Origin of the sequence: Phenylobacterium sp. (genome assembly GCF_016124325.1) — a bacterium.
In the GTDB taxonomy this organism is placed as follows: Bacteria; Pseudomonadota; Alphaproteobacteria; order Caulobacterales; family Caulobacteraceae; genus Phenylobacterium.
Genome location: NZ_WGNY01000017.1, coordinates 36,836 through 55,977, shown reverse-complemented (window position 1 = coordinate 55,977; position 19,142 = coordinate 36,836). Strand labels below are relative to the sequence as shown.

General features: G+C 68.3%; 13 protein-coding genes. 5 read left to right on the top strand and 8 right to left on the bottom strand.

What is annotated here, in order from left to right:
- Positions 1 to 17 precede the first annotated feature (17 nt).
- The 3 genes from GC203_RS09545 to GC203_RS09535 are packed head-to-tail and all read left to right on the top strand — an operon-like array spanning position 18 to position 5,322.
- Positions 18 to 1,601 (top strand): CYTH and CHAD domain-containing protein, encoded by a 1,584-nt coding sequence (locus GC203_RS09545; protein ID WP_293453675.1) that lies wholly within the window; start codon positions 18 to 20, stop codon positions 1,599 to 1,601.
- A gap of 45 nt (positions 1,602 to 1,646) precedes the next feature.
- Positions 1,647 to 3,839, top strand: a complete 2,193-nt coding sequence (locus GC203_RS09540; RefSeq protein WP_293453673.1) for an RNA degradosome polyphosphate kinase — start codon at positions 1,647 to 1,649, stop codon at positions 3,837 to 3,839.
- A complete protein-coding gene (locus GC203_RS09535; RefSeq protein ID WP_293453671.1) occupies positions 3,820 to 5,322 on the top strand; it encodes a Ppx/GppA phosphatase family protein in 1,503 nt (500 codons plus the stop codon). The genes GC203_RS09540 and GC203_RS09535 overlap by 20 nt, the downstream gene beginning before the upstream one ends.
- A gap of 482 nt (positions 5,323 to 5,804) precedes the next feature.
- On the opposite strand, the gene rnd is transcribed toward GC203_RS09535, so the two are convergent.
- Positions 5,805 to 6,986 carry a ribonuclease D gene (rnd, locus tag GC203_RS09530; protein WP_293453669.1) on the bottom strand — a complete coding sequence of 394 codons (1,182 nt, stop codon included), beginning with the start codon at positions 6,984 to 6,986 and terminating at the stop codon, positions 5,805 to 5,807.
- Between the two features lie 80 nt (positions 6,987 to 7,066).
- Here rnd and purM point away from each other — a divergent pair, with 80 nt between their 5' ends.
- Entirely contained in the window at positions 7,067 to 8,092 is a 1,026-nt protein-coding gene (gene purM, locus GC203_RS09525; RefSeq protein WP_293453667.1) for a phosphoribosylformylglycinamidine cyclo-ligase, read from the top strand.
- Here the strand turns inward: purM and GC203_RS09520 are convergent.
- From GC203_RS09520 to GC203_RS09490, 7 genes are all read right to left on the bottom strand, one after another.
- Entirely contained in the window at positions 8,089 to 9,387 is a 1,299-nt protein-coding gene (locus GC203_RS09520) for a DUF2254 domain-containing protein (protein ID WP_293453665.1), read from the bottom strand. The genes purM and GC203_RS09520 overlap by 4 nt on opposite strands.
- A 206-nt stretch (positions 9,388 to 9,593) precedes the next feature.
- Positions 9,594 to 10,175, bottom strand: coding sequence for a hypothetical protein (locus GC203_RS09515; protein WP_293453663.1), 582 nt, complete (start codon positions 10,173 to 10,175; stop codon positions 9,594 to 9,596).
- A 92-nt stretch (positions 10,176 to 10,267) separates the two neighbouring features.
- On the bottom strand, positions 10,268 to 11,872 hold the full coding sequence (locus tag GC203_RS09510; protein WP_293453906.1) for a M48 family metalloprotease: 1,605 nt from the start codon (positions 11,870 to 11,872) through the stop codon (positions 10,268 to 10,270).
- A 426-nt stretch (positions 11,873 to 12,298) separates the two neighbouring features.
- Entirely contained in the window at positions 12,299 to 13,645 is a 1,347-nt protein-coding gene (locus tag GC203_RS09505; protein WP_293453662.1) for a CHASE2 domain-containing protein, read from the bottom strand.
- Positions 13,646 to 13,833: 188 nt separating this feature from the next.
- Positions 13,834 to 14,889 (bottom strand): 2-oxoacid:ferredoxin oxidoreductase subunit beta, encoded by a 1,056-nt coding sequence (locus GC203_RS09500; protein WP_293453660.1) that lies wholly within the window; start codon positions 14,887 to 14,889, stop codon positions 13,834 to 13,836.
- Between the two features lie 10 nt (positions 14,890 to 14,899).
- Complete coding sequence (locus GC203_RS09495) at positions 14,900 to 16,744, bottom strand: 2-oxoacid:acceptor oxidoreductase subunit alpha (RefSeq protein WP_293453658.1); 1,845 nt, start codon at positions 16,742 to 16,744, stop codon at positions 14,900 to 14,902.
- Positions 16,737 to 18,518, bottom strand: a complete 1,782-nt coding sequence (locus tag GC203_RS09490) for an FAD-dependent oxidoreductase (protein WP_293453656.1) — start codon at positions 18,516 to 18,518, stop codon at positions 16,737 to 16,739. Before GC203_RS09490 ends, GC203_RS09495 begins: the two co-directional genes overlap by 8 nt.
- Before the next feature lie 328 nt (positions 18,519 to 18,846).
- On the opposite strand from GC203_RS09490, the gene GC203_RS09485 reads away from it, so the two are divergent.
- Positions 18,847 to 19,023, top strand: a complete 177-nt coding sequence (locus GC203_RS09485; protein WP_293453654.1) for a hypothetical protein — start codon at positions 18,847 to 18,849, stop codon at positions 19,021 to 19,023.
- Positions 19,024 to 19,142: the final 119 nt, after the last annotated feature.

Genomic DNA, 19,142 nt, shown 5'->3' with positions numbered 1-19,142 from the left:
CCCCTCGGAACCTGGAGATGCTCGCGCGGGCCCCGGCCAAGGCTGCAGCGGAGTTGGAGCTCAAGTTCCAGCTTGGCGCGGGCGCCGTGGAGGCGCTCGAAGCCGACCTGTTCCCGCCTGAAAAGGCGTCGGTCTCCCATCTCCATGCGATCTACTACGACACCCCCGAGCACGCCCTGCGCGACGCCGGCTTCGGCCTGCGCGTCCGTCGCCGCGGCGACACCCATGTCCAGACGCTGAAGCACCGGGGCGCCGGCGGCCTTTTCGAGCGGAGCGAATGGGAAGCGCCCGTTCCCGGCCTCGATCTCGACATGACGGCGCTCGACGCCACGCCGGCCCGCGCGGTCGTGGGCGACGAGGCCCTGATCCCCGCCTTCGTCGTGGAGGTCGAGCGGCGCACCCACATCTGGACGCACGGACGCTCGCGCGTCGAGGTCAGTTTCGACACCGGCGTCATCGTGGCCGGCGGACGCACCGACGCGATCGCCGAACTGGAGCTGGAGCTGATTTCGGGCTCGCGCGCGACGCTGTTCGCCCTGGCGCGCCAGCTCCAGGCGAAGGCCGTCCTCACCCTGTCGTTCGCCAGCAAGGCCGAACGGGGATACCGGCTCGCCGGCCATGACGGCGTCGCCGCGCTGAAGGCCCAGCAGAGCGCCATCGGACCCGACGTCACGACGGGCGCCGCCTTCCAGGCCATCGCCCGCGACGCGCTCGTACAGGTCGCCGGCAACGTCCACCTGCTGCGGCGGGCGCACAATCCCGATGTGCTGCATCAGGCTCGCGTGGGGCTGCGTCGCCTGCGGGCGGCGCTGGCGGTCTTCAAGCCGATGCTGGACCCCGACGGTCTGGCCTACGCGCGGACCGAGACGAAGTGGCTGGCCGGAGAGATGGCGCTCGCCCGCGACCTCGACGTCTTCCTGCAACGGCGCCCGCCCGGCGACGAGATCGACGACAGCCCGGCCCGCGCCGCCTTCCTGCGCGCGCTGCGCATCGCGCAGGCCGACGCCTACGAACGCGCGCTCAAGGCCGTGGATTCCGACCGCTTCCGGAGCCTGCTCCTCGGCGTCGCGGAGTGGATCGAGGCCGGCGCGTGGCGACGGATCGCCAGTGGCGAGCGCCGGGCGCTGCGCGAGCGCCCCGTCTCCGGCCTCGCCGCATCGGTGCTCCAGCGATTGGACCGGCGCGTCCGCAAGCGGTCACGCAAGTTCGCGCGCCTCGACGCGGGCGCCCGCCACGAGTTGCGGAAGCAGGTCAAGAAATTGCGCTATGCATCCGCTTTCTTTGGGGAAGTGTTTTCCGAGCATCCGAAGCGCAGGGAACGGTTCGTGGGCGCCCTGCGCCTCGTGCAGGATCGCCTGGGCGACCTCAACGATCTGGCCGTCGCCCGCACGGTCGCGCGACGGGCGCTTGGAAAGCGCACCGGAGAGATCGCCTTCGCCGCGGGCGAGGAAGTCGGCCGCATCACGGCGGGCGAAGACGAGTTGCTCGCGGCCGCCGCCGAGGCGTTCAAGGCGTTCCGGCGGACACGGACGTTCTGGTCCGAGCCCAAAGCGCACGCAAAGGACCTTAACCTTTCGCAGCCACGCTTGCGCAGCGTCTGACGACGCCCGAGAAATAGTATGCCGCCGCCCAACGACATCGCACCGATGAACGCCCCCACGCCCGCGCCAGCCATCGAGGAAACCGCACCGGCCGCGATCGAGGATCTGTCCGACTCGCCGGCCCGGTTCTTCAATCGCGAGCTGTCCTGGCTCGCGTTCAATCGCCGGGTGCTCGCCGAGAGCATGAACCCGCGCCACCCGCTGCTGGAGCGGCTGCGATTCCTGGCGATCAGCGCCAACAACCTCGACGAATTCTACATGGTCCGGGTGGCGGGCCTGAAGGCGCAGGTGCGCGAAGAGGTCCGCGTCGTCAGCCAGGACGGCCTGACGCCGGCCGAGCAACTCGTGCGCGTGAACGCCGCGGCGGCCGATCTGATGGGCGACCAACAGACGCGCTGGCGCGAGCTTCGCCAGGAGCTGTCGGGTGTCGGCCTCAACTACATAACGGCGGCCGAAGTGACGCCGGCGGAGCGTTCGGCCCTCGAAGCCCGCTTCCTCTCCGAGCTTTTCCCGGTGCTGACGCCGCTGGCGATCGACCCGGCGCATCCGTTCCCGTTCATCCCGAACCTGGCGTTCTCTCTGGTGCTGAAGATCCGGCGCACTTCGGACGGCCGCCAGCTCTACGCCCTCGCGCCGCTGCCGGCTCAGGTGGCGCGCTTCTGGGAGGTGGCGCCCGGCAAGGGGCCGCGCCGCAAGACCCGCCGCGTGATCTCCCTCGAGAGCGTGGTGACGCTCTTCCTGGATCACCTGTTCCCGGGCTGCGAGATCGTGGAGCAAGGGGTGTTCCGCCTGATCCGCGACTCCGACGTGGAGATCGAGGAGGAAGCCGAAGACCTCGTCCGCGAGTACGAGGCCCTGCTCAAACAGCGCCGGCTGGGCTCGGTGGTGCGCATCGAGCTCGAAGCGGCCATGCCCGACGAACTGCGGGGCTTCATCTCCGAGAGCCTGCACGCCAACCCGGAAGACATCATCCTGATCGACGGCCTGCTGGGCCTGGATGAGCTGTCGCAGCTGATCCCTCCCGACCGGCCCGAGCTGAAGTTCAAGCCGTTCGAGCCGCGCTTCCCCGAGCGGATCCGCGACCACGGCGGCGACTGCTTCGCCGCGATCCGCGAGAAGGACATCCTGGTCCACCACCCGTTCGAGAGCTTCGACGTGGTGGTCCAGTTCCTGCGCCAGGCCGCGCGCGACCCCAACGTCCTGGCGATCAAGCAGACGCTCTACCGGACCTCGAAGGACAGCCCGATCGTGGCGGCTCTGATCGAGGCGGCTGAGAACGGCAAGAACGTCACGGCCGTCGTCGAGATCAAGGCGCGGTTCGACGAGGAGGCCAACCTCAAGTGGGCCCGCGACCTCGAGCGGGCCGGCGTTCACGTGGTCTATGGCTTCATCGAGTACAAGACCCACGCCAAGCTCTCGATGGTGGTCCGTCGCGAGGGCGAGACCCTGCGTACGTACTGCCACTTCGGGACGGGCAACTACCACCCGATCACGGCGCGGATCTACACCGACCTGTCGCTGTTCACGACCGATCCGCCGTTCGGGCGAGACTCGGCCAAGTTGTTCAATTTCGTCACCGGCTACGCCCAGCCCGTGGGGCTGGAGCGGCTGAGCTTTTCTCCGGTGACCATGAAGCGCGACCTCCTGCGCCTGATCGGCGAGGAAGCGAAGGCGGCGCGCTCTGGACGGCCCTCCGGCATCTGGGCCAAGATGAATTCGCTGGTGGACCCGGAAATCATCGACGCGCTCTACGAGGCCAGTCTGGCCGGGGTGCCGATCGAGCTGGTCATCCGGGGCATCTGCTGCCTGCGTCCCGGCGTCCCCGGCCTCTCGCCCACCATCCGGGTGAAGTCGATCGTCGGCCGCTTCCTGGAGCACGGCCGTATCGTGGCCTTCGCCAACGGCCAACCCATGCCCTCATCGCAGGCTCGGGTCTTCATCTCCTCGGCCGACTGGATGCCGCGCAACCTGGATCGCCGCGTCGAATGCATGACGCCGATCGAGAACCCGACGGTGCATCAGCAGGTTCTCCAACAGATCATGCTCGCGAACCTCAAGGACGAAGCGCAGAGCTGGACCCTGGACGGCGACGGCCGCTATAGGCGTGATCCCGCCTGGGACCATCCGAACGCCTTTTCCGCGCACGAGTATTTCATGACCAATCCAAGCCTGTCCGGCCGCGGACAGAGAGTGAAGGACATGCCGCGCGCCATCGATCATGTGGCCGCGCGGGGATAGCCCTGGACGGCCGGAGGGCCGCCACGCCGCAGTCATCGACGTTGGATCGAACTCGGTGCGCCTCGTCATCTACCGGATCGACGGGCGTGCGCTGTGGACGCTCTACAACGAGAAGGTCATCGCCGGGCTGGGCCGCGACCTGCCGACCACGGGCCGCCTGTCCACCGAGGGCGTTGAGGCCGCGATCGGAGCGCTGCGCCGGTTCCGCGCCGTCCTGGACGGCTGGCGCGCCGAGGAGGTGACGGCCGCCGCCACCGCCGCCGTTCGGGACGCCGCCGACGGCAAGGCGTTCCTGAACCGCGTGACCGCCGAAACCGGCCTCAAGGTCCGCGTCATCAGTGGCGAGGAGGAAGCGCGCTACGCGGCGCTGGGCGTGCTCTGCGGCCAGCCCGACGCGGAAGGCGTGGTCGGCGACCTCGGCGGATCGAGCCTCGAACTGGTGCGCCTGAACGGCATGACCAACATCGAGGGCGTCACGCTGCCGCTCGGTCCTTTCGCCCTGGGCGCGCCAAAGCCGCTGGATCCCGAGAAGACGCGCCGGAAGATCGATGATCGTCTCGCGCAGCTCGCCAACCGCTATTCCAGCCCCGAGTTCCACGCCGTGGGCGGCGCGTGGCGAAACCTGGCGCTGCTGCATATGCAGCTGGCCGACTATCCGCTGCATGTGGCCCACCAGTACGAGTTCGGGCGGGCCGACGGACTCGAGCTGGCGCGTTTCGTCGAGCGGCAGTCGCGTTCGTCGCTGGAGCGCATCCAGGGGCTCTCGAAGAAGCGCTACGACACCCTTCCCTATGCGGCGATGGTCCTGGAGCGGCTGATCGAGCGGCTGGGCGTCGACCGCATCGTCATCTCGGCCTACGGCGTGCGCGAAGGCCTGCTGCTGGAAGCCATGCCGCCCGAGATCCGCCAGCGCGATCCGCTGATCGAGGGCTGCGAGGCGCTGGCGGCCCAGCGTGGCGGCGGCCCCGGCATCGGCCAGGCGCTGGAGGCCTGGGTGGCGCCGGTCTTCGAGGGCGCCCCGCCGCTGTTCGGCGCCCGCGACGCCGTCCTGCTGGCGGCCGCCTGCCGGCTGGCCGACCTGGGCGCGCAGCTCCACCCCGACCATCGGGCCGACCTCGCCTTCGAGCAGGTGCTGCGCGCGCCGCTGGCCGGCATGAACCACGCCGAGCGCTGCTTCCTGGCCTTCGCCGCCTTCTCGCGCCACACCGCCGCGCCGCAGCCGCCCGACATCCAGACCATCGAGCGGGTGCTGACGCCGGAGCGGCGGCAGCGCGCCCGGGCCCTGGGCAGCGCGATCCGCCTGGGCTGTGACCTCTCCGGGCGCAATGCGCGGCTGCTGGAGAAGTCGACCGTGCGGGTCAGCGGCGAGCGGCTGACGCTCAGCGCCCTGGCCGGCTGGGAAGACATGCTGCTGGGCGAGCAGACGGCGCGCCGGGCCCAGGCGCTGGCCAATGCGATGAAGCTGAAGCTGGAAATGGCCTGACGCCGGCCGGACAGAGAAAGGCCGGCGGCCCGCCGTCCCTTCTCCGCCGGACTTCGGCGGCCCCTCCCGCACGGCGGCGCGGGCGCGGCCTCAGGGCCGGATAGCAAGAGGGCGGCGCCCCGGTCGCCCGGAACACCGCCCTCTGATCCAGATCCGTTGGGGGACCTGAGCCTTCGAGGTGGAAGGAGACCTGGGCTCCGCTGGCGAGCCAGCTCGGCGTCGATCCGTCTTCCGTGCCGCCTCCGGACCTTCCGAACCGGGTCGCCCCGGGACCTTCAGTCTGGAGAGCCTCCTGCCCGCTCGCCTCCCGGTCGCCCGGTCCGCCGCGCCGCAGTCCCTCTCGGCAAGGAGAGGTTCGCGCAGGGCCGGGCCGGGCGCAACGGCCTCAGGATCGGAGGCTGTGGAACAGTCTTGCGACAGTTCGTGGACAGCCTGTGGAGAACGTCGTAACGCCGATTTATTTCAACGGCTTAGGCTTATCCTCAGGAAGCTTGCGACGACGCCCGCGGCGCGCGGCGCACCTCGACCACCCGCACGCGGGCTCCGTCGAGCACCAGGGCCAGCTCGCCCCGCTTGAGCTTCAGCGCGTCCTCGCCGAAGGCCTCGCGGCGCCAGCCCTTGAGGGCGGCCACGTCGGCGTCGTCGTCGTTGGCGATCTTCTCCAGGTCGGACACCGTGGCGATCAGCTTGGAGGCCACCCCGGACTCCTCGGCGCGGGCCTTCAGCAGCACCTTCAGCAGCTCCACGACCGCGCCGGCGGCCGGCGAGCTGGTGGGCTTGGTCCGCTCGATCACCGGGGCGTAGGCCTCGGGATCCCGCAGCGCCTCGCGGATCGAGGCCACGAGGTCGGGGCCGAAGCGCGAGCCGGAGAAGCCCTTGGGCACCGAGCGCAGGCGGTCGAGGCCGTCGGAGTCGGTCGGCGCCTGGGTGGCGATCTCGTCGATCGCCTCGTCCTTGAGGATGCGGCCGCGCGGCTGGTCGCGAAGCTGGGCGGTGCGCTCGCGCCAGGCGGCCACGGCGCGGTAGACCGCGAGGTACTTGGCGGTGTGCCGGCGCGGCTTCAGCCGCTTCCAGGCGTTGTCGGGCTCGACGTCGTAGTTGGCCGGGTCGGTGAGGTCGGCCATCTCGTCGGTCACCCAGGCGAGGCGGCCTTCCCGCTCCAGCCGCTCGCGCAGCATGGGATAGAGCCGGGCCAGGTGGGTCACGTCGGCCAGGGCGTACGAGAGCTGGGCGTCCGACAGCGGGCGGCGCGACCAGTCGGTGAAGCGGCTGGACTTGTCGATCTCGACCTTCAGCATCTGGCGCACCAGGGCGTCATAGGCGATCTGCTCGCCGAAGCCGGCGGCCATGCCGGCCACCTGGGTGTCGAACAGCGGCCGGGGCATGGCCTGGAGGTTGTTGAAGATCTCCACGTCCTGGCGCGCGGCGTGGAACACCTTCAGGATCTTGGGGTCCCGCATGATGTCGAGGAAGCACGTCATGTCGAGGCCGTCGGCCAGCGGGTCGATGACCGCCTCGGCCGAAGGCGCCGCCGCCTGGATCAGGCACAGCTTGGGCCAGTAGGTGGTCTCGCGCATGAACTCTGTGTCCACCGCGACGAAAGGCTGCCCTTTGATCTTGTCGCAGAAGGCCGCGAGGTCCGCGGTGGTGGTGATTGGCGTCATAAATCCAGCTATAGCCCCGCGCGCGGGCGACTCTGCAAGTCCGCGCGGCGTCTCTGTGCACTTCAAGGCGGGGTTCGTAAATGTCTGAGCGGCCGAACGGTCTCACCTATGCGCAGGCCGGCGTCGACATCGACGCGGGAAACGCGCTGGTCGAGCGGATCAAGCCGCTGGCCAAGTCGACCCGCCGGGCCGGGGCCGAGGCGTCGCTGGGCGGCTTCGGCGCGCTGTTCGACCTGAAGGCCGCCGGCTACGACGACCCGCTGCTGGTGACCACCACGGACGGGGTCGGCACCAAGCTGAAGGTGGCCATCGAGACCGGCCTGCACGGCACGGTGGGGATCGACCTGGTGGGCATGTGCGTCAACGACCTGCTGGCCCAGGGCGCCGAGCCGCTGATGTTCCTCGACTACTACGCCACCGGGAAGCTCGACGTGGAGGCCGCGACCGCGGTGGTGGAAGGCATCGCCGAGGGTTGCCGCCAGGCCGGATGCGCCCTGGTGGGCGGCGAGACGGCCGAGATGCCGGGCATGTACTCGGAAGGCGACTACGACATGGCCGGCTTCTGCGTCGGCGCGGTCGACCGCGACAAGGTGCTGCCGCGCCTCGATGACCAGCGGCCGGGCGACATCCTGGTGGGCGTGGGCTCGTCGGGGCCGCATTCCAACGGCTATTCCCTGATCCGCCGCATCGTCGAGCGCTCGGGCCTGGCGTGGGACGCCCCCTGCCCGTTCGCGCACGGCAAGACGCTGGCGCAGGCGCTGCTGACGCCCACGCGCATCTACATCAAGACGGTGCTGCCGCACCTGAAGGCCGGCCGGGTGAAGGGCCTGGCCCACATCACCGGCGGCGGGCTGATCGAGAACCCGCCGCGCGCCATCGCCGACGGCCTCGTCCCGCGCTTCGACTGGAACGCCTGGGCCATGCCGCCGGTGTTCGAGTGGCTGGCCGCGACCGGCGGCGTGGCCGAGGCCGAGATGCGCCGCACCTTCAACTGCGGCGTCGGCCTGGCGCTGATCGTGGCCCCCGACGACGTGGCCGCGGTGCTGGAGGGCCTGGTCCGCGACGGCGAGGACGCCTTCGTCATGGGCGAACTGGCCAAGGCCTAGCCCGCGCATCTGGCCGCCGCCGTGGTCAGGAAGGCCCGGTGCGCGGCGTCCAGCGCGTGGACGTCGCACGGGTTGGAGATGCGGCCCCGCCCCTCCTCCGCCACCTCGGCGGCCACCTGCCTCAGCGCCTCGATCCGCTCGGCGCGGGTCTCGATCTCGGCCACCGCGCGCAGGACGCCCAGCATGTGCAGCAGCACGGTGGGCGAATGGCCGGCCGACTGGCGGATCATCGCGAACATCGCCCCGGTCAGGTCGCCATAGGCCGGGCTGGGGATCAGGAGGCGCGGCGCGTCCGCGTGGCGCACGACCCCGTCGCGCAGGTCGCGGTCCACCAGACGGCCCAGGATGGCGCCCAGGCGGTCGAGCACGCTGATCGCCGTGCGCGGATCGTTGATGCCCGGCGAGAGCGCGCGCACCGCCACCTCCACCAGCTGCAGGATCGAATAGACCAGATCGCCGCCGCCGCCCGCCCGGGGGCTGAGCGCCGTCGCCTCCCGGATCGCCTCGGCGGCGCCGGGCGCCCGGGGCTTCACCAGGGCGACGGTCGCGCCCGGGAAGACGAACGCCCCGGGCCGGATGAGGAGGCGCACGGTGGTTCCGGCGTCGGCCGCCCACTTCGCCAGCCCCGCCGCGTCGATCTGCTGGAGATAGCCCGAGCCCTCCAGCCGGACCTCGTCGGCGCCCGTCCAGTCCATCTCGGCGGGCGGCGGCCGGCGCTCGGACCTGGGCTCGGTCAGCCGGTCGATCTCGCGGTCGATGTCGTCGTGGACGAGGTCGATCACGGTGTCGACGTTGATGCGCGTCGCCACGTGGTGGACGAAATAGATCAGGAGCCCGATGCAGGCGCCCGACAGCGCCAGGGCGACGGTGACGCCCAGCGCCGGAACGAAGGCGTCGTTCGCGCCCCCGCGCACCGAGCGCAGGACGACCAGCGCATAGGCGAAGGTTCCGAGCAGGACGCCCAGGGTGATCTGGTTGCCCCGGTCGCGGACGAAGTTGCGCAGCAGCCGCGGCCCCATCTGGCTCGACGCCAGCGACAGCGCCGCGATGGTGATCGAGAACAGGGTGCCCGCAACGCCGATGGTCGACGAGGCCACGGCGCCCAGCAGGGTGCGCGCGCCCGTCTCGCCGCCGCCATAGACCCAGTCGTGCAGGGGTCCGTGGGCGATGTCGCCCTCCAGCTGCAGGTCGACGACCAGCAGGCCGAGCCCGGCGAGCACCAGCACGATCGCGGCCGGCAGCACCCAGAAGGCCTCGCTCAGTTCGAGCAGCAACCGGCGAAGACGGGCGCGCATGACATCCTCCGGCCCGACGCCCCGACGGCGCGGCCAAGCTAGAGGGCTAACCGCAACGCCGCCGATGGGTTCCCACCGGCGCGGGAAGTACGAACCACGGATTTCTCGGATTGCACGGATATGGGCCCCGCCGGCGGCGGGCCGGAGGCTGATTGTCGGCCTGCGCCGATCATCCGTGTGAATCCGTGAAATCCGTGGTTCCGAATTCAGCCCGAGCCGCGCCACACGGGTTCGGGCGACTTGAACGCCAGGGCGGCGTCGGGCGGGTCGGCCAGGTCGCGCCAGGCGGCCAGGGCCTCGGGATCGAAGCCCATCGCCAGGCCGACACGGGCCACGTGGTCGTCCAGCGGCTCGTCGCAGAAGGCGTCCTTCACGCATTCCTCGGCGACGACGCCTTCGATGTCATCGCGATACCAGGCGAAGGTCTCAAGGTCGGGTTCGGACTCGGCCTCTTCAGATTCAGGCCGCTCGGCCTCGTCCCAGGCCAGGCGCAGGAGCGCCGTGCGCAGCGCGCCGATGCGGCGCGCCACCGCCTGCCCGCCGGGCCTGGGCCGGGGCTTCTCGGCCTCGGCCTGCGCCAGGTCGCGCTTCAGCCGCGCCTTCAGCGCCAGGGTCTGGCGGTACGACCGCGCCGCGCGCTGATAGCTGCGCGCCAGCCGGTTGGCCTCGTCGGGATCTTCCGCCGCCTGCGCCCGACCGGCGAAATGCCGCGCCATGGCCAGGTCGTGCTGCGCCAGCTCGGCCAGCCCCGCGGCCTCCTCCTCGGTGATGTCGAGCGCGTCCAGCATGAGGCTGGGAGTGTGGAGGCGGGGTGCGTCAGATGCGGACGTAGGGGGAAATATCTATCAATTGCGTTCGGGGGGCCCGACCGGAAGCCTGCTCACCTTCTCCCGAAACAATACTCTAGACCGGCAGGACAAAATGCGTGGTCCGGACGCCCGGCGTCAACATAACCCTGTTCGATGATCTCCTGAAACGCCTTGTTGACTCGGTAATTCATCGCAATGACGCTGTCTTCTCGAATGGCGTTAGGATCAGAACGGAACCAGAGTATTGCAATGTTGTCTACAGGCATAAAATCTGGGTCGTCGGCAACCGACGGAACACAGTAGTAGAAAACTTGGCTCTCTGGAGTTCCAGACAAGAAGCCGGTATTTGTTCTCGCCTTAGCTATAAGACGAGGACTGGCGCGGCAACCGGCTTGCGCAGCTCCAGATCCCTTCTGCGGATAAACGTCCTCAGCAATCAAGCGTAGTTCACGATAGCGCTGTTCGTCCGAAGCGTGAGTGCGGGCCAACCGGAACAATACGTTGTCGTAGGCGCTCCATTCATTGAACTGGCTCAGGATCAACATGTGACTGAGGCTCTGCAGGTATGAAGGCGCCTGAGCCTTGGCTAGGCTGAATGCCAGGGATCGATCGCCACAGATCAGCCCTACAGTGGCAGCGAGTTCTAGGATGTCCCGATCCCCCATGGGATCCATCTGCAGAAGATGGTGGGTCTTGCCCGAGAGATCTCGCTTTGCACAAGCTTCTCGTCGCGCGACGTCGCGACGTTGTGAGCGCATCGAGTCGATAAACACCGCCTGGGCGTCGCGAGATACATCGTCTGCGGCTAGTGACAGATGACGGTAAGCATCAACTTCGCCTCGTTCTGATGGGGTTTCCCAAACGAGGTCGGTAGGAGCACGGAATTCGCCCTTGAAGCGACGAACAGTGGCCTCCAGTCCGGCCTTCCGCTGCCGAAACGCAGGGTGAGTCGGCGACTTAAAGTAGGCGCTGCCGCTCAGTAATTCGAAGATGTCGGCATGCCCTTCAGTCGCCGGCGCCGGGATCGTATTCGCGTCGGGGCTACAATCGGTGGTCTGGTACTCGAGACAACTCAGCGCCGCAGCTGCGCCAAGTGGGGAATAGCCCGCCGCTATAATTAAACGAGTACCGAAAACGTCGGCCGCTAACTCGGAATTACGCGAATAGCTCCCTTCGCTCGTTGCCATCGCGCGGCGGGTTTCCCGATGCCCAGCGGGCATCGCCAGAATGGCTGGCGGCGCCGCGATGAGCAGGCCGACGGCCACCACGCCCCATGCGACCTCTGCCGGACCGTCCTTGAGCACGATTCCAGGCTCAATGACCTTGTGCTGCAGATGCAGATGGCCGATCTCATGGCCAATAAGCCAAGCCAGTTCATCTTCGGTCTTGGCGAACAATACAGCGTCTCGACACACGGAAACCGTGTTGGGGGCTGTTGCGGATGCTGAGTACCCGGCGCAATCGCCAACTTGAATTTGGACGGTCCCCTCCGGCCAGCCAGCCGCCGCCTCAAGGCGCCGCGTGATGCCTTGAAGCTTCGCCGTCAACGCGGGCACGACGATGGTTGGGTGGCCCTCATATTCTTCTGCAGTCGGCCGGAATGGATTGGGCTTCGCTAACTTGAGCAATGGGCTGTGAACTACATCCCTTCCGAGTGAACTGTGTGGGGCGGCCATCACGGGCGGCACTTGCAGCCCAAGCGCGACGACTACGGCCAATGCACTTCGCCAAACGCCACTCAGCATGCGTGCCGACTCCCGCTCGCCCCGGATGGCGGGCAGACTTTCGTCGGACGGTTGTAACGTGGCGGTTCGGCCGCGCCCTCCCGACGCACACTGACGCGCCAGGTCCAGAACTCTAGAGTCCCGGATCGAACTCGGACCATTCGGTTCTTAGGGGCGACCCCAGTTACGATCGCAGGCTGTCGGAGCTTCGCGACGTCGTAGAACTTCATTCCGAGCCCGCTCAAGTTTGACGTGGCGGTGATCTCCTGACCTAGGAACACCACTCTATCGCCAGGGGCGAGATCTTCCGAAACGGCGTCGTTCGGCGCAGCAGAGGCCGCAGACGCAACAACGAGCGCCGCACAGATGAGGATGAACCTAGACCGCCGCATGAGGCCTCGTCGGTCGGACAAGTTGCGACAACAGCGCCGAGCCGTCCTGCGCGAGTTTCGCCACCGCGGTGATGCCCAGCCAGTTCTCCGGCCCAATGCGCCACATCCAAGTCTGCAGCACTGCGGTCACAAGTGCGAGGCACAGTAGTGTCGCCGCTGTTAGGACTTCCGCTAGAGGCGTTTCGGAACCTATCCGGCGTTCCAGGCGTAGGACTAGCGCCAAGCCCACCAAGCACGTCAAGAACTGGTTGACCAGCTTCCAGACGCCCGGAAGTGGCCGTAAGGCCCGCGATCCGAAGTGCGTAAGGTTTGCATACGCAGTTGCAATCCGAAGACTAGCAGGGCGCATTCCGTAGATTGGGCTGTAAGCCTCATCGCGAGCGAAGGCGAAGTCCTGCCCGAATACAACAATCGAGTCAGCCAACAGGCTGTTCATCTGCAGTTCGTTGCCACTAAGCAGTTCCTGCAGAGGCACAACTGGATAGGGGTCGCCTGCGAGAATGAGCGGGGGGATCAGTGCGCAGACCTTGTTCGGCGTACCCCGACGGTCATCGCCACACGGTCCGGCCGCGAGGCCCGACCAAAGCAGCTGGCCGAAACGGAGGATCAGGTCACGGGGGGACAGGGCGCACCCGGCGGCAACTCGTTCGGCAAACTCTTCGCCATAGAGGCTGCATGCAGCCGCCGCCGGTAGGCCCCAAACTAGGTCGATCCGGCCCAGCCGCGCTGCCACCCGTGCAGTTTCTGTCTGGCCCGTAACCTGTAAGAGCGCGACGGCGGCATTGGGTCGACCGTCGCTGTCGGGGCTCAGGCTATAGGGGTGAATCAAGCCGTCAGATGTTGGATCGAGCACCGAGACAGCGAGGGGCGCGCGACGGGCCCCAGGAGTCTGTGGCCCGTCGGCAATGACTCTCTTGATTTGATTCATGAATGGTCGCGGCGCACCTGTCTCTGCCGAGCCAGCCGCAACAAGGATCGGAAACCGCTTTGAATAGAAGGCCAGGCTTTCGGCGAGGGATTCGGCGGCGGGGTCTGCAGAAGGTTCGATGAATGCAACATCTAGAAACAATGCCCGGGGATTCGCTCGCGCGACGCGGGCAAGGGTTTCGCTGTAGACGCCGTAACTTAACGGCCAACCGGCCGGCTGACCGTGCGCTTCGGCATCTCGTAGATAGGTGTCATCCGCGATGACCACGACCAATTTTGTTGAATTGCTCGGCAACCAGCCCGCGACGAGTTTGTACACAAGGTCTTCTGACGCAGTGTCCAGGTAACCTAACGCAGAGAAAGGATTGGCGAAAATCAGGGCAAAGGCGATTAGGCTACCGGTCAACGTCCGTCGCGACGCGAAGCGTCGAACGCGCTCACCCAACGCTTTGCTTCGAGGCTCCCCCACTTTGACGATGGTTCCGCAAACGCTGCGAACCGTCAATCATCAGATGCCGACCATCCAAATGCAACCGAGTGACTTTCCAGTCTTGCACAATGCGACATCACCTAACGACAAACTAGCCCAGCGTCCTACTGCAGCTCCGCGTTGATCTTGGCCAGGGCCGCGGCGCCGGGCACGAGTTCCGCCTCGCCGAGCTGGTTCAGGGGGGTGTCGACGGTGCCGATGGCGTCGTGGAGGTCGCCGTGTTCGGGGTCGACGAAGAGGAGGCCGGTGACGATCTGGCCCCTCGCCTGGCGGGCCTGGAGGTAGCCCAGGGCCTGGGCGCGGTTGCCGGGGTTGTAGAGCTCGGCCAGCTTGTGCAGCGACAGGATCGAACCGTCGTGCTGCTGGACGCGCACCGTCTCGCCCGGGGCGTAGTCGACCTGGATGGGCGCGCGCGGGGGGATCATGTCGAGCCGGTTCACCGCCTCGTTGTGCTCGCGCACATAGTCGAAGCTCTTGGTGGAGCCGACGTGGTTGTTGAACTGCACGCAGGGGCTGATGCAGTCGATGAAGGCCGCGCCCTTGTGCGCCAGCCCCGCCTTGATGAGCGGGACGAGCTGGGCCTTGTCGCCCGAGAACGAGCGGGCCACGAAGGTGGCGCCCATCTGCAGGGCCAGGCTGACCATGTCGATGCCGGCGTCGTGGTTGACCACGCCGCGCTTGGACTTGGAGCCCTTGTCGGAGGTGGCCGAGAACTGGCCCTTGGTGAGGCCGTACACGCCGTTGTTCTCGACGATGTAGAGCATGTTCACGCCGCGGCGGATGGCGTGGGCGAATTGGCCCAGGCCGATGGAGGCCGAGTCGCCGTCGCCCGAGACGCCCAGGTAGATCAGGTCGCGATTGGCGAGGTTGGCGCCGGTGAGCACCGAGGGCATGCGGCCGTGGACGGTGTTGAAGCCGTGGCTGGCGCCCAGGAAGTAGTCGGGCGTCTTCGACGAGCAGCCGATGCCGGAGAGCTTGGCGACGCGGTGCGGCGGCAGCTCCAGCTCGAACGCCGCCTGGATGATGGCCGCCGAGATGCTGTCGTGGCCGCAGCCGGCGCAGAGCGTCGAGACCGAGCCCTCGTAGTCGCGGCGGGTGTAGCCCAGGCCGTTGGCGCGCAGGCTGGGGTGATGCAGCTGGGGCTTGGTGATGTAGGTCATGCTGCGAAGCTCACTCTGCGGCCTCGATCCGGCCCACGGCCAGCTTGCGGGCGATGTCGTCGGCGATGAACCGCGCCATGATGGGCGTGCCGTCGTAGTGCAGCACGGGGACCAGCTTGGCCGCCTCCACCCCGCCCTCGGTCATCAGCAGGGTGCGCAGCTGGGCGTCGCGGTTCTGTTCGACCACGAAGACGCGGTCGTGGGCGGCGATGAAGTCCCACACCGCCTGGGCGAAGGGGAAGGCGCGCACGCGCAGGCCGTCGAGGCGGTGGCCCTGGGCCTCCAGCATCTCCAGCGCCTCGTGCATGGCCGGCGTGGTGGAGCCGAAGTAGAGGACGCCCTCCCGCGTCTTGCCTTTGGCCGGCCGCGCGATCGGGGCCGGGACCAGGGTGCGGGCGGTGTCGAACTTGCGGAGCAGGCGCTCCATGTTGTCGACGTAGACGGCGCCCTCCTCGGAGTAGCGGGCGTAGGGGTTGCGCGAAGTGCCGCGGGTGAAATAGCCGCCCTTGGTGGGATGCGTGCCGGGATAGGTGCGGAACGGGATCCCGTCGCCGTCGACGTCCTTGTAGCGGCCGAAATCGGCCCCGGCCTCCAGCTCCTCGGCGGTCATCACCTTGCCGCGGTCGAGGCGGCGGCTGTCGTCCCACTGGAAGGGCTCGGTCAGCCACTCGTTCATGCCGATGTCGAGGTCGAGCATGACGAAGACGGTGGTCTGCAGGCGGTCGGCGAGGTCGAAGGCCTGGGCGCCCATCTCGAAGCACTCGCCCGGATCGGCCGGCAGCAGCATGACGTGCTTGCTGTCGCCGTGGCCGGCGTAGGCGGCGGCGATGAGGTCGGCCTGCTGCGTCCGCGTGGGCATGCCGGTGGAGGGCCCGCCGCGCTGGACGTCGAAGATCACCGCGGGGATCTCGGCGAAGTAGGAAAGGCCGATGAACTCGGTCATCAGCGAGACGCCGGGGCCGGAGGTGGCGGTGAAGGCGCGGCAGCCGTTCCAGCCGGCGCCGACGACGATGCCGATCGAGGCGATCTCGTCCTCGCCCTGGACGATGGCGTAGCGGGCCTTGCCGGTCTCGGGGTCGACGCGCAGGTCCTGGCAGTAGCTGGTGAAGGCCTCGGCCAGCGAGGTCGACGGCGTGATCGGATACCAGGCGCAGACGGTGGCGCCGCCGTAGACCGCGCCCAGGGCGGCGGCCTGGTTGCCCTCGACATAGATGCGGTCGCCCACCGCGTCGGCGCGGCGGACCTGGAGCGGCAGGGCCTGGAGATGGTCGCGGACGTAGCCGAAGCCCATCTCCAGGGCCTTGTAGTTGGCCTCGATCAGCTTGTCGCGGCCGGCGAAGTCCTTGGCCAGCAGGCCGCGGATGGCCTCGGCCTCGATGCCCAGCAGGGCGGCCAGGGCGCCGACGTAGATGGTGTTCTTGAACAGCTGGCGCTCGCGCGGCAGCTCGTAGGCGGCGTTGCACATGGCCGTCAGCGGCATGCCGACGACGGTGATGTCGTCGCGGAACTTCGCGGCGGGCATCGGCTTGGTGGAATCGTAGAACAGGAAGCCGCCGGGCTCGATCTCGGCCACGTCCCTGTCCCAGGTCTGCGGGTTCATCGCCACCATCAGGTCGACGCCGCCGCGCCGGCCCAGATAGCCGGCCTCGGTGATGCGCACCTCGTACCAGGTGGGCAGGCCCTGGATGTTGGACGGGAAGATGTTGCGCGCCGCCACCGGCACGCCCATGCGCAGGATCGAGCGGGCGAACAGGCCGTTGGCGCTGGCCGATCCCGATCCGTTGACGTTGGCGAACTTGACGACGAAGTCGTTGACGCGGGCCTTCGGCGCCCCGGGCTTGGCGGTCTCAGGCATGGGGCCCCGCGTGGGTCATCTCGAGGTAGAACTTCTGCATGTCCCAGGCGCCGGTCGGGCACCGCTCGGCGCAGAGGCCGCAGTGCAGGCAGACGTCCTCGTCCTTGGCCATCACCCGGCCGGTGGCGAGCTTGCCGGAGACGTAGAGGTCCTGGTCGGGGTTTTCGGCCGGGGCCTTGAGCCGGGTTCGCAGCTCGGCCTCCTCGCCGTCGTCGGTGAAGGTGATGCAGTCCATCGGGCAGATGTCGACGCAGGCGTCGCACTCGATGCACAGCTTGTCGGCGAAGACGGTCTGGACGTCGCAGTTGAGGCACCGCTGGGCCTCGTCGAAGCCGAGCCGGGCGTCGAAGCCCAGCTCCACCTCCAGGCGCACGTTGGCGAGCGCCTCGGCCTTGTCGCGCAGGGGCACGCGGTGGCGGCGGTCGTTGGAGACGTCGTTGTCGTAGCTCCACTCGTGGATGCCCATCTTCTGGCTCACGAGGGTGGCGCCGGGCGGCGGGCGCTCGGCCACGTCCTGCCCCTGGCAGTGCTTGTGGATCGAGACGGCGGCCTCGTGGCCGTGGGCGACGGCCCAGATGATGTTCTTCGGGCCGAAGGCGGCGTCGCCGCCGAAGAAGACGCCGGGGCGCGTCGCCTGGAAGGTGACCGGATCGACCTTCGGCATGTTCCACTCGTCGAACTCCAGCCCCAGGTCGCGCTCGATCCAGGGGAAGGCGTTCTCCTGCCCCACGGCCACCAGGACGTCGTCGCATTCGTAGTGCTCGTCGGGCTCGCCCGAGGGGATCAGCTTGCGGCGGCCGTCGGCGTCGTAGACGGCCTCGACCACCTCGAAGGTGACGCCCGTCAGCCGGCCGCCCTCGTGGGTGAAGGCCTTGGGGACGCGGTAGTTGAGGATCGGGATGTCCTCGTGCATCGCGTCCTCCTTCTCCCAGGGGGACGCCTTCATCTCCTCGAAGCCGGAGCGGACGATCACCTTGACGTCCTCGCCGCCCAGCCGGCGCGAGGTGCGGCAGCAGTCCATGGCGGTGTTGCCGCCGCCCAGCACGATCACGCGGCGGCCGATCCGGTCGATGTGGCCGAACGACACCGAGCTCAGCCAGTCGATGCCGATGTGGATGTTGGCCTTGGCCTCCTCGCGGCCGGGGATGTCGAGGTCGCGGCCCCGCGGCGCGCCCGAGCCCACGAAGACGGCGTCGTAGCCCTCGGCCAGCAGGGCCCCCAGGCTGTCGATCGGCTGGCCCAGGCGCAGCTCCACCCCGCCCAGGGCCTCGATGTAGCCGACCTCCTCGTCGATCACCTCCTCCGGCAGGCGGAAGCGCGGAATCTGGCTGCGGATCATGCCGGCCGACTTGGTCTCGCCGTCGAACAGGGTGAGCTGGTAGCCCAGCGGCGCCAGGTCGCGCGCCACGGTCAGCGAGGCCGGGCCGCAGCCCACCAGCGCCACGCGCTTGCCGTTCGGCTGCGCGGCCGGCGGCGGCAGGCGGTCGGTGATGTCGGACTTCAGGTCGGCGGCCACCCGCTTGAGACGGCAGATCGCCACCGGCTCGGCCTCGACCCGCCCGCGGCGGCAGGCCGGCTCGCACGGCCGGTCGCAGGTGCGCCCCAGCACGCCCGGGAAGACGTTGGACTTCCAGTTGATCATGTAGGCGTCGGAGTAGCGGCCTTCCGCGATCAGGCGGATGTACTCCGGAACGGGGGTGTGGGCCGGACACGCCCACTGACAGTCGACGACCTTATGAAAGTAGTCGTCCCCGACCTCGCTCGTGCGCTGCAAAACTCACTTCCTTCCCGGGACGCACTACTCCCGAGGTCGAGAAGTCGATCCCTGCCCGTGGCAGAGGTTGGCTCCGCGCCCCGACGCGGCGTAATCTCCGCAAATTACGACCCCTTCCTTGCGGAAGCCAACCGATTCCTGATCGCGGTTCACCGAATTGCCGCGGGGTCTCGAAAGCCTGGCCCACGGCCGGGGTGGAACCTTGCACACCAGACTGTGATCGGAGGCGAACGGGCGCAGCGCACTCGGGATTTGGCGGATGTGACGGGTAAATGATACCTTAACCGTGGGATGGGCCCCGCGATCGCGGGGAGATGGGAGCCTGCCTATGAGCCAGCCGACCGAGCACGTGACCGAGTCTGGGTCCCCTTCGTACGAGGACCTGCCGCCGGTGGCGCTGTCGCCGCTGGACCCGCAGGAGGCCTACGACCTGCATCGCGCCATCAACGAGCGCCGCGCGCAGGTGGAGAACCCCGAGCTGCTGCGGCGGCTGCGTTCGCTCTGAGTCGAGCCGGCGCCGACGCAACGATCGGACGACATCGCGAAGACTCGAAACGCTCTGGGGGCTACCCCTCAGGCCAAGCAGGTCAACGTCATCCCGGCCGAAGCGCTCACGAGAGCGCG

Excerpts from the sequence above, each read along its gene's own strand:
- GC203_RS09520 (WP_293453665.1), bottom strand. The coding sequence starts at position 9,387 with ATGCGCGCCCGTCTTCGCCGGTTGCTGCTCGAACTGAGCGAGGCCTTC.
- purM (WP_293453667.1), top strand. The coding sequence starts at position 7,067 with ATGTCTGAGCGGCCGAACGGTCTCACCTATGCGCAGGCCGGCGTCGAC.
- GC203_RS09545 (WP_293453675.1), top strand. The coding sequence starts at position 18 with ATGCTCGCGCGGGCCCCGGCCAAGGCTGCAGCGGAGTTGGAGCTCAAG.
- GC203_RS09540 (WP_293453673.1), top strand. The coding sequence starts at position 1,647 with ATGAACGCCCCCACGCCCGCGCCAGCCATCGAGGAAACCGCACCGGCC.
- rnd (WP_293453669.1), bottom strand. The coding sequence starts at position 6,986 with ATGACGCCAATCACCACCACCGCGGACCTCGCGGCCTTCTGCGACAAG.
- GC203_RS09535 (WP_293453671.1), top strand. The coding sequence starts at position 3,820 with ATGTGGCCGCGCGGGGATAGCCCTGGACGGCCGGAGGGCCGCCACGCC.
- GC203_RS09495 (WP_293453658.1), bottom strand. The coding sequence starts at position 16,744 with ATGCCTGAGACCGCCAAGCCCGGGGCGCCGAAGGCCCGCGTCAACGAC.
- GC203_RS09510 (WP_293453906.1), bottom strand. The coding sequence starts at position 11,872 with ATGGCCGCCCCACACAGTTCACTCGGAAGGGATGTAGTTCACAGCCCA.
- GC203_RS09500 (WP_293453660.1), bottom strand. The coding sequence starts at position 14,889 with ATGACCTACATCACCAAGCCCCAGCTGCATCACCCCAGCCTGCGCGCC.
- GC203_RS09485 (WP_293453654.1), top strand. The coding sequence starts at position 18,847 with ATGAGCCAGCCGACCGAGCACGTGACCGAGTCTGGGTCCCCTTCGTAC.
- GC203_RS09515 (WP_293453663.1), bottom strand. The coding sequence starts at position 10,175 with ATGCTGGACGCGCTCGACATCACCGAGGAGGAGGCCGCGGGGCTGGCC.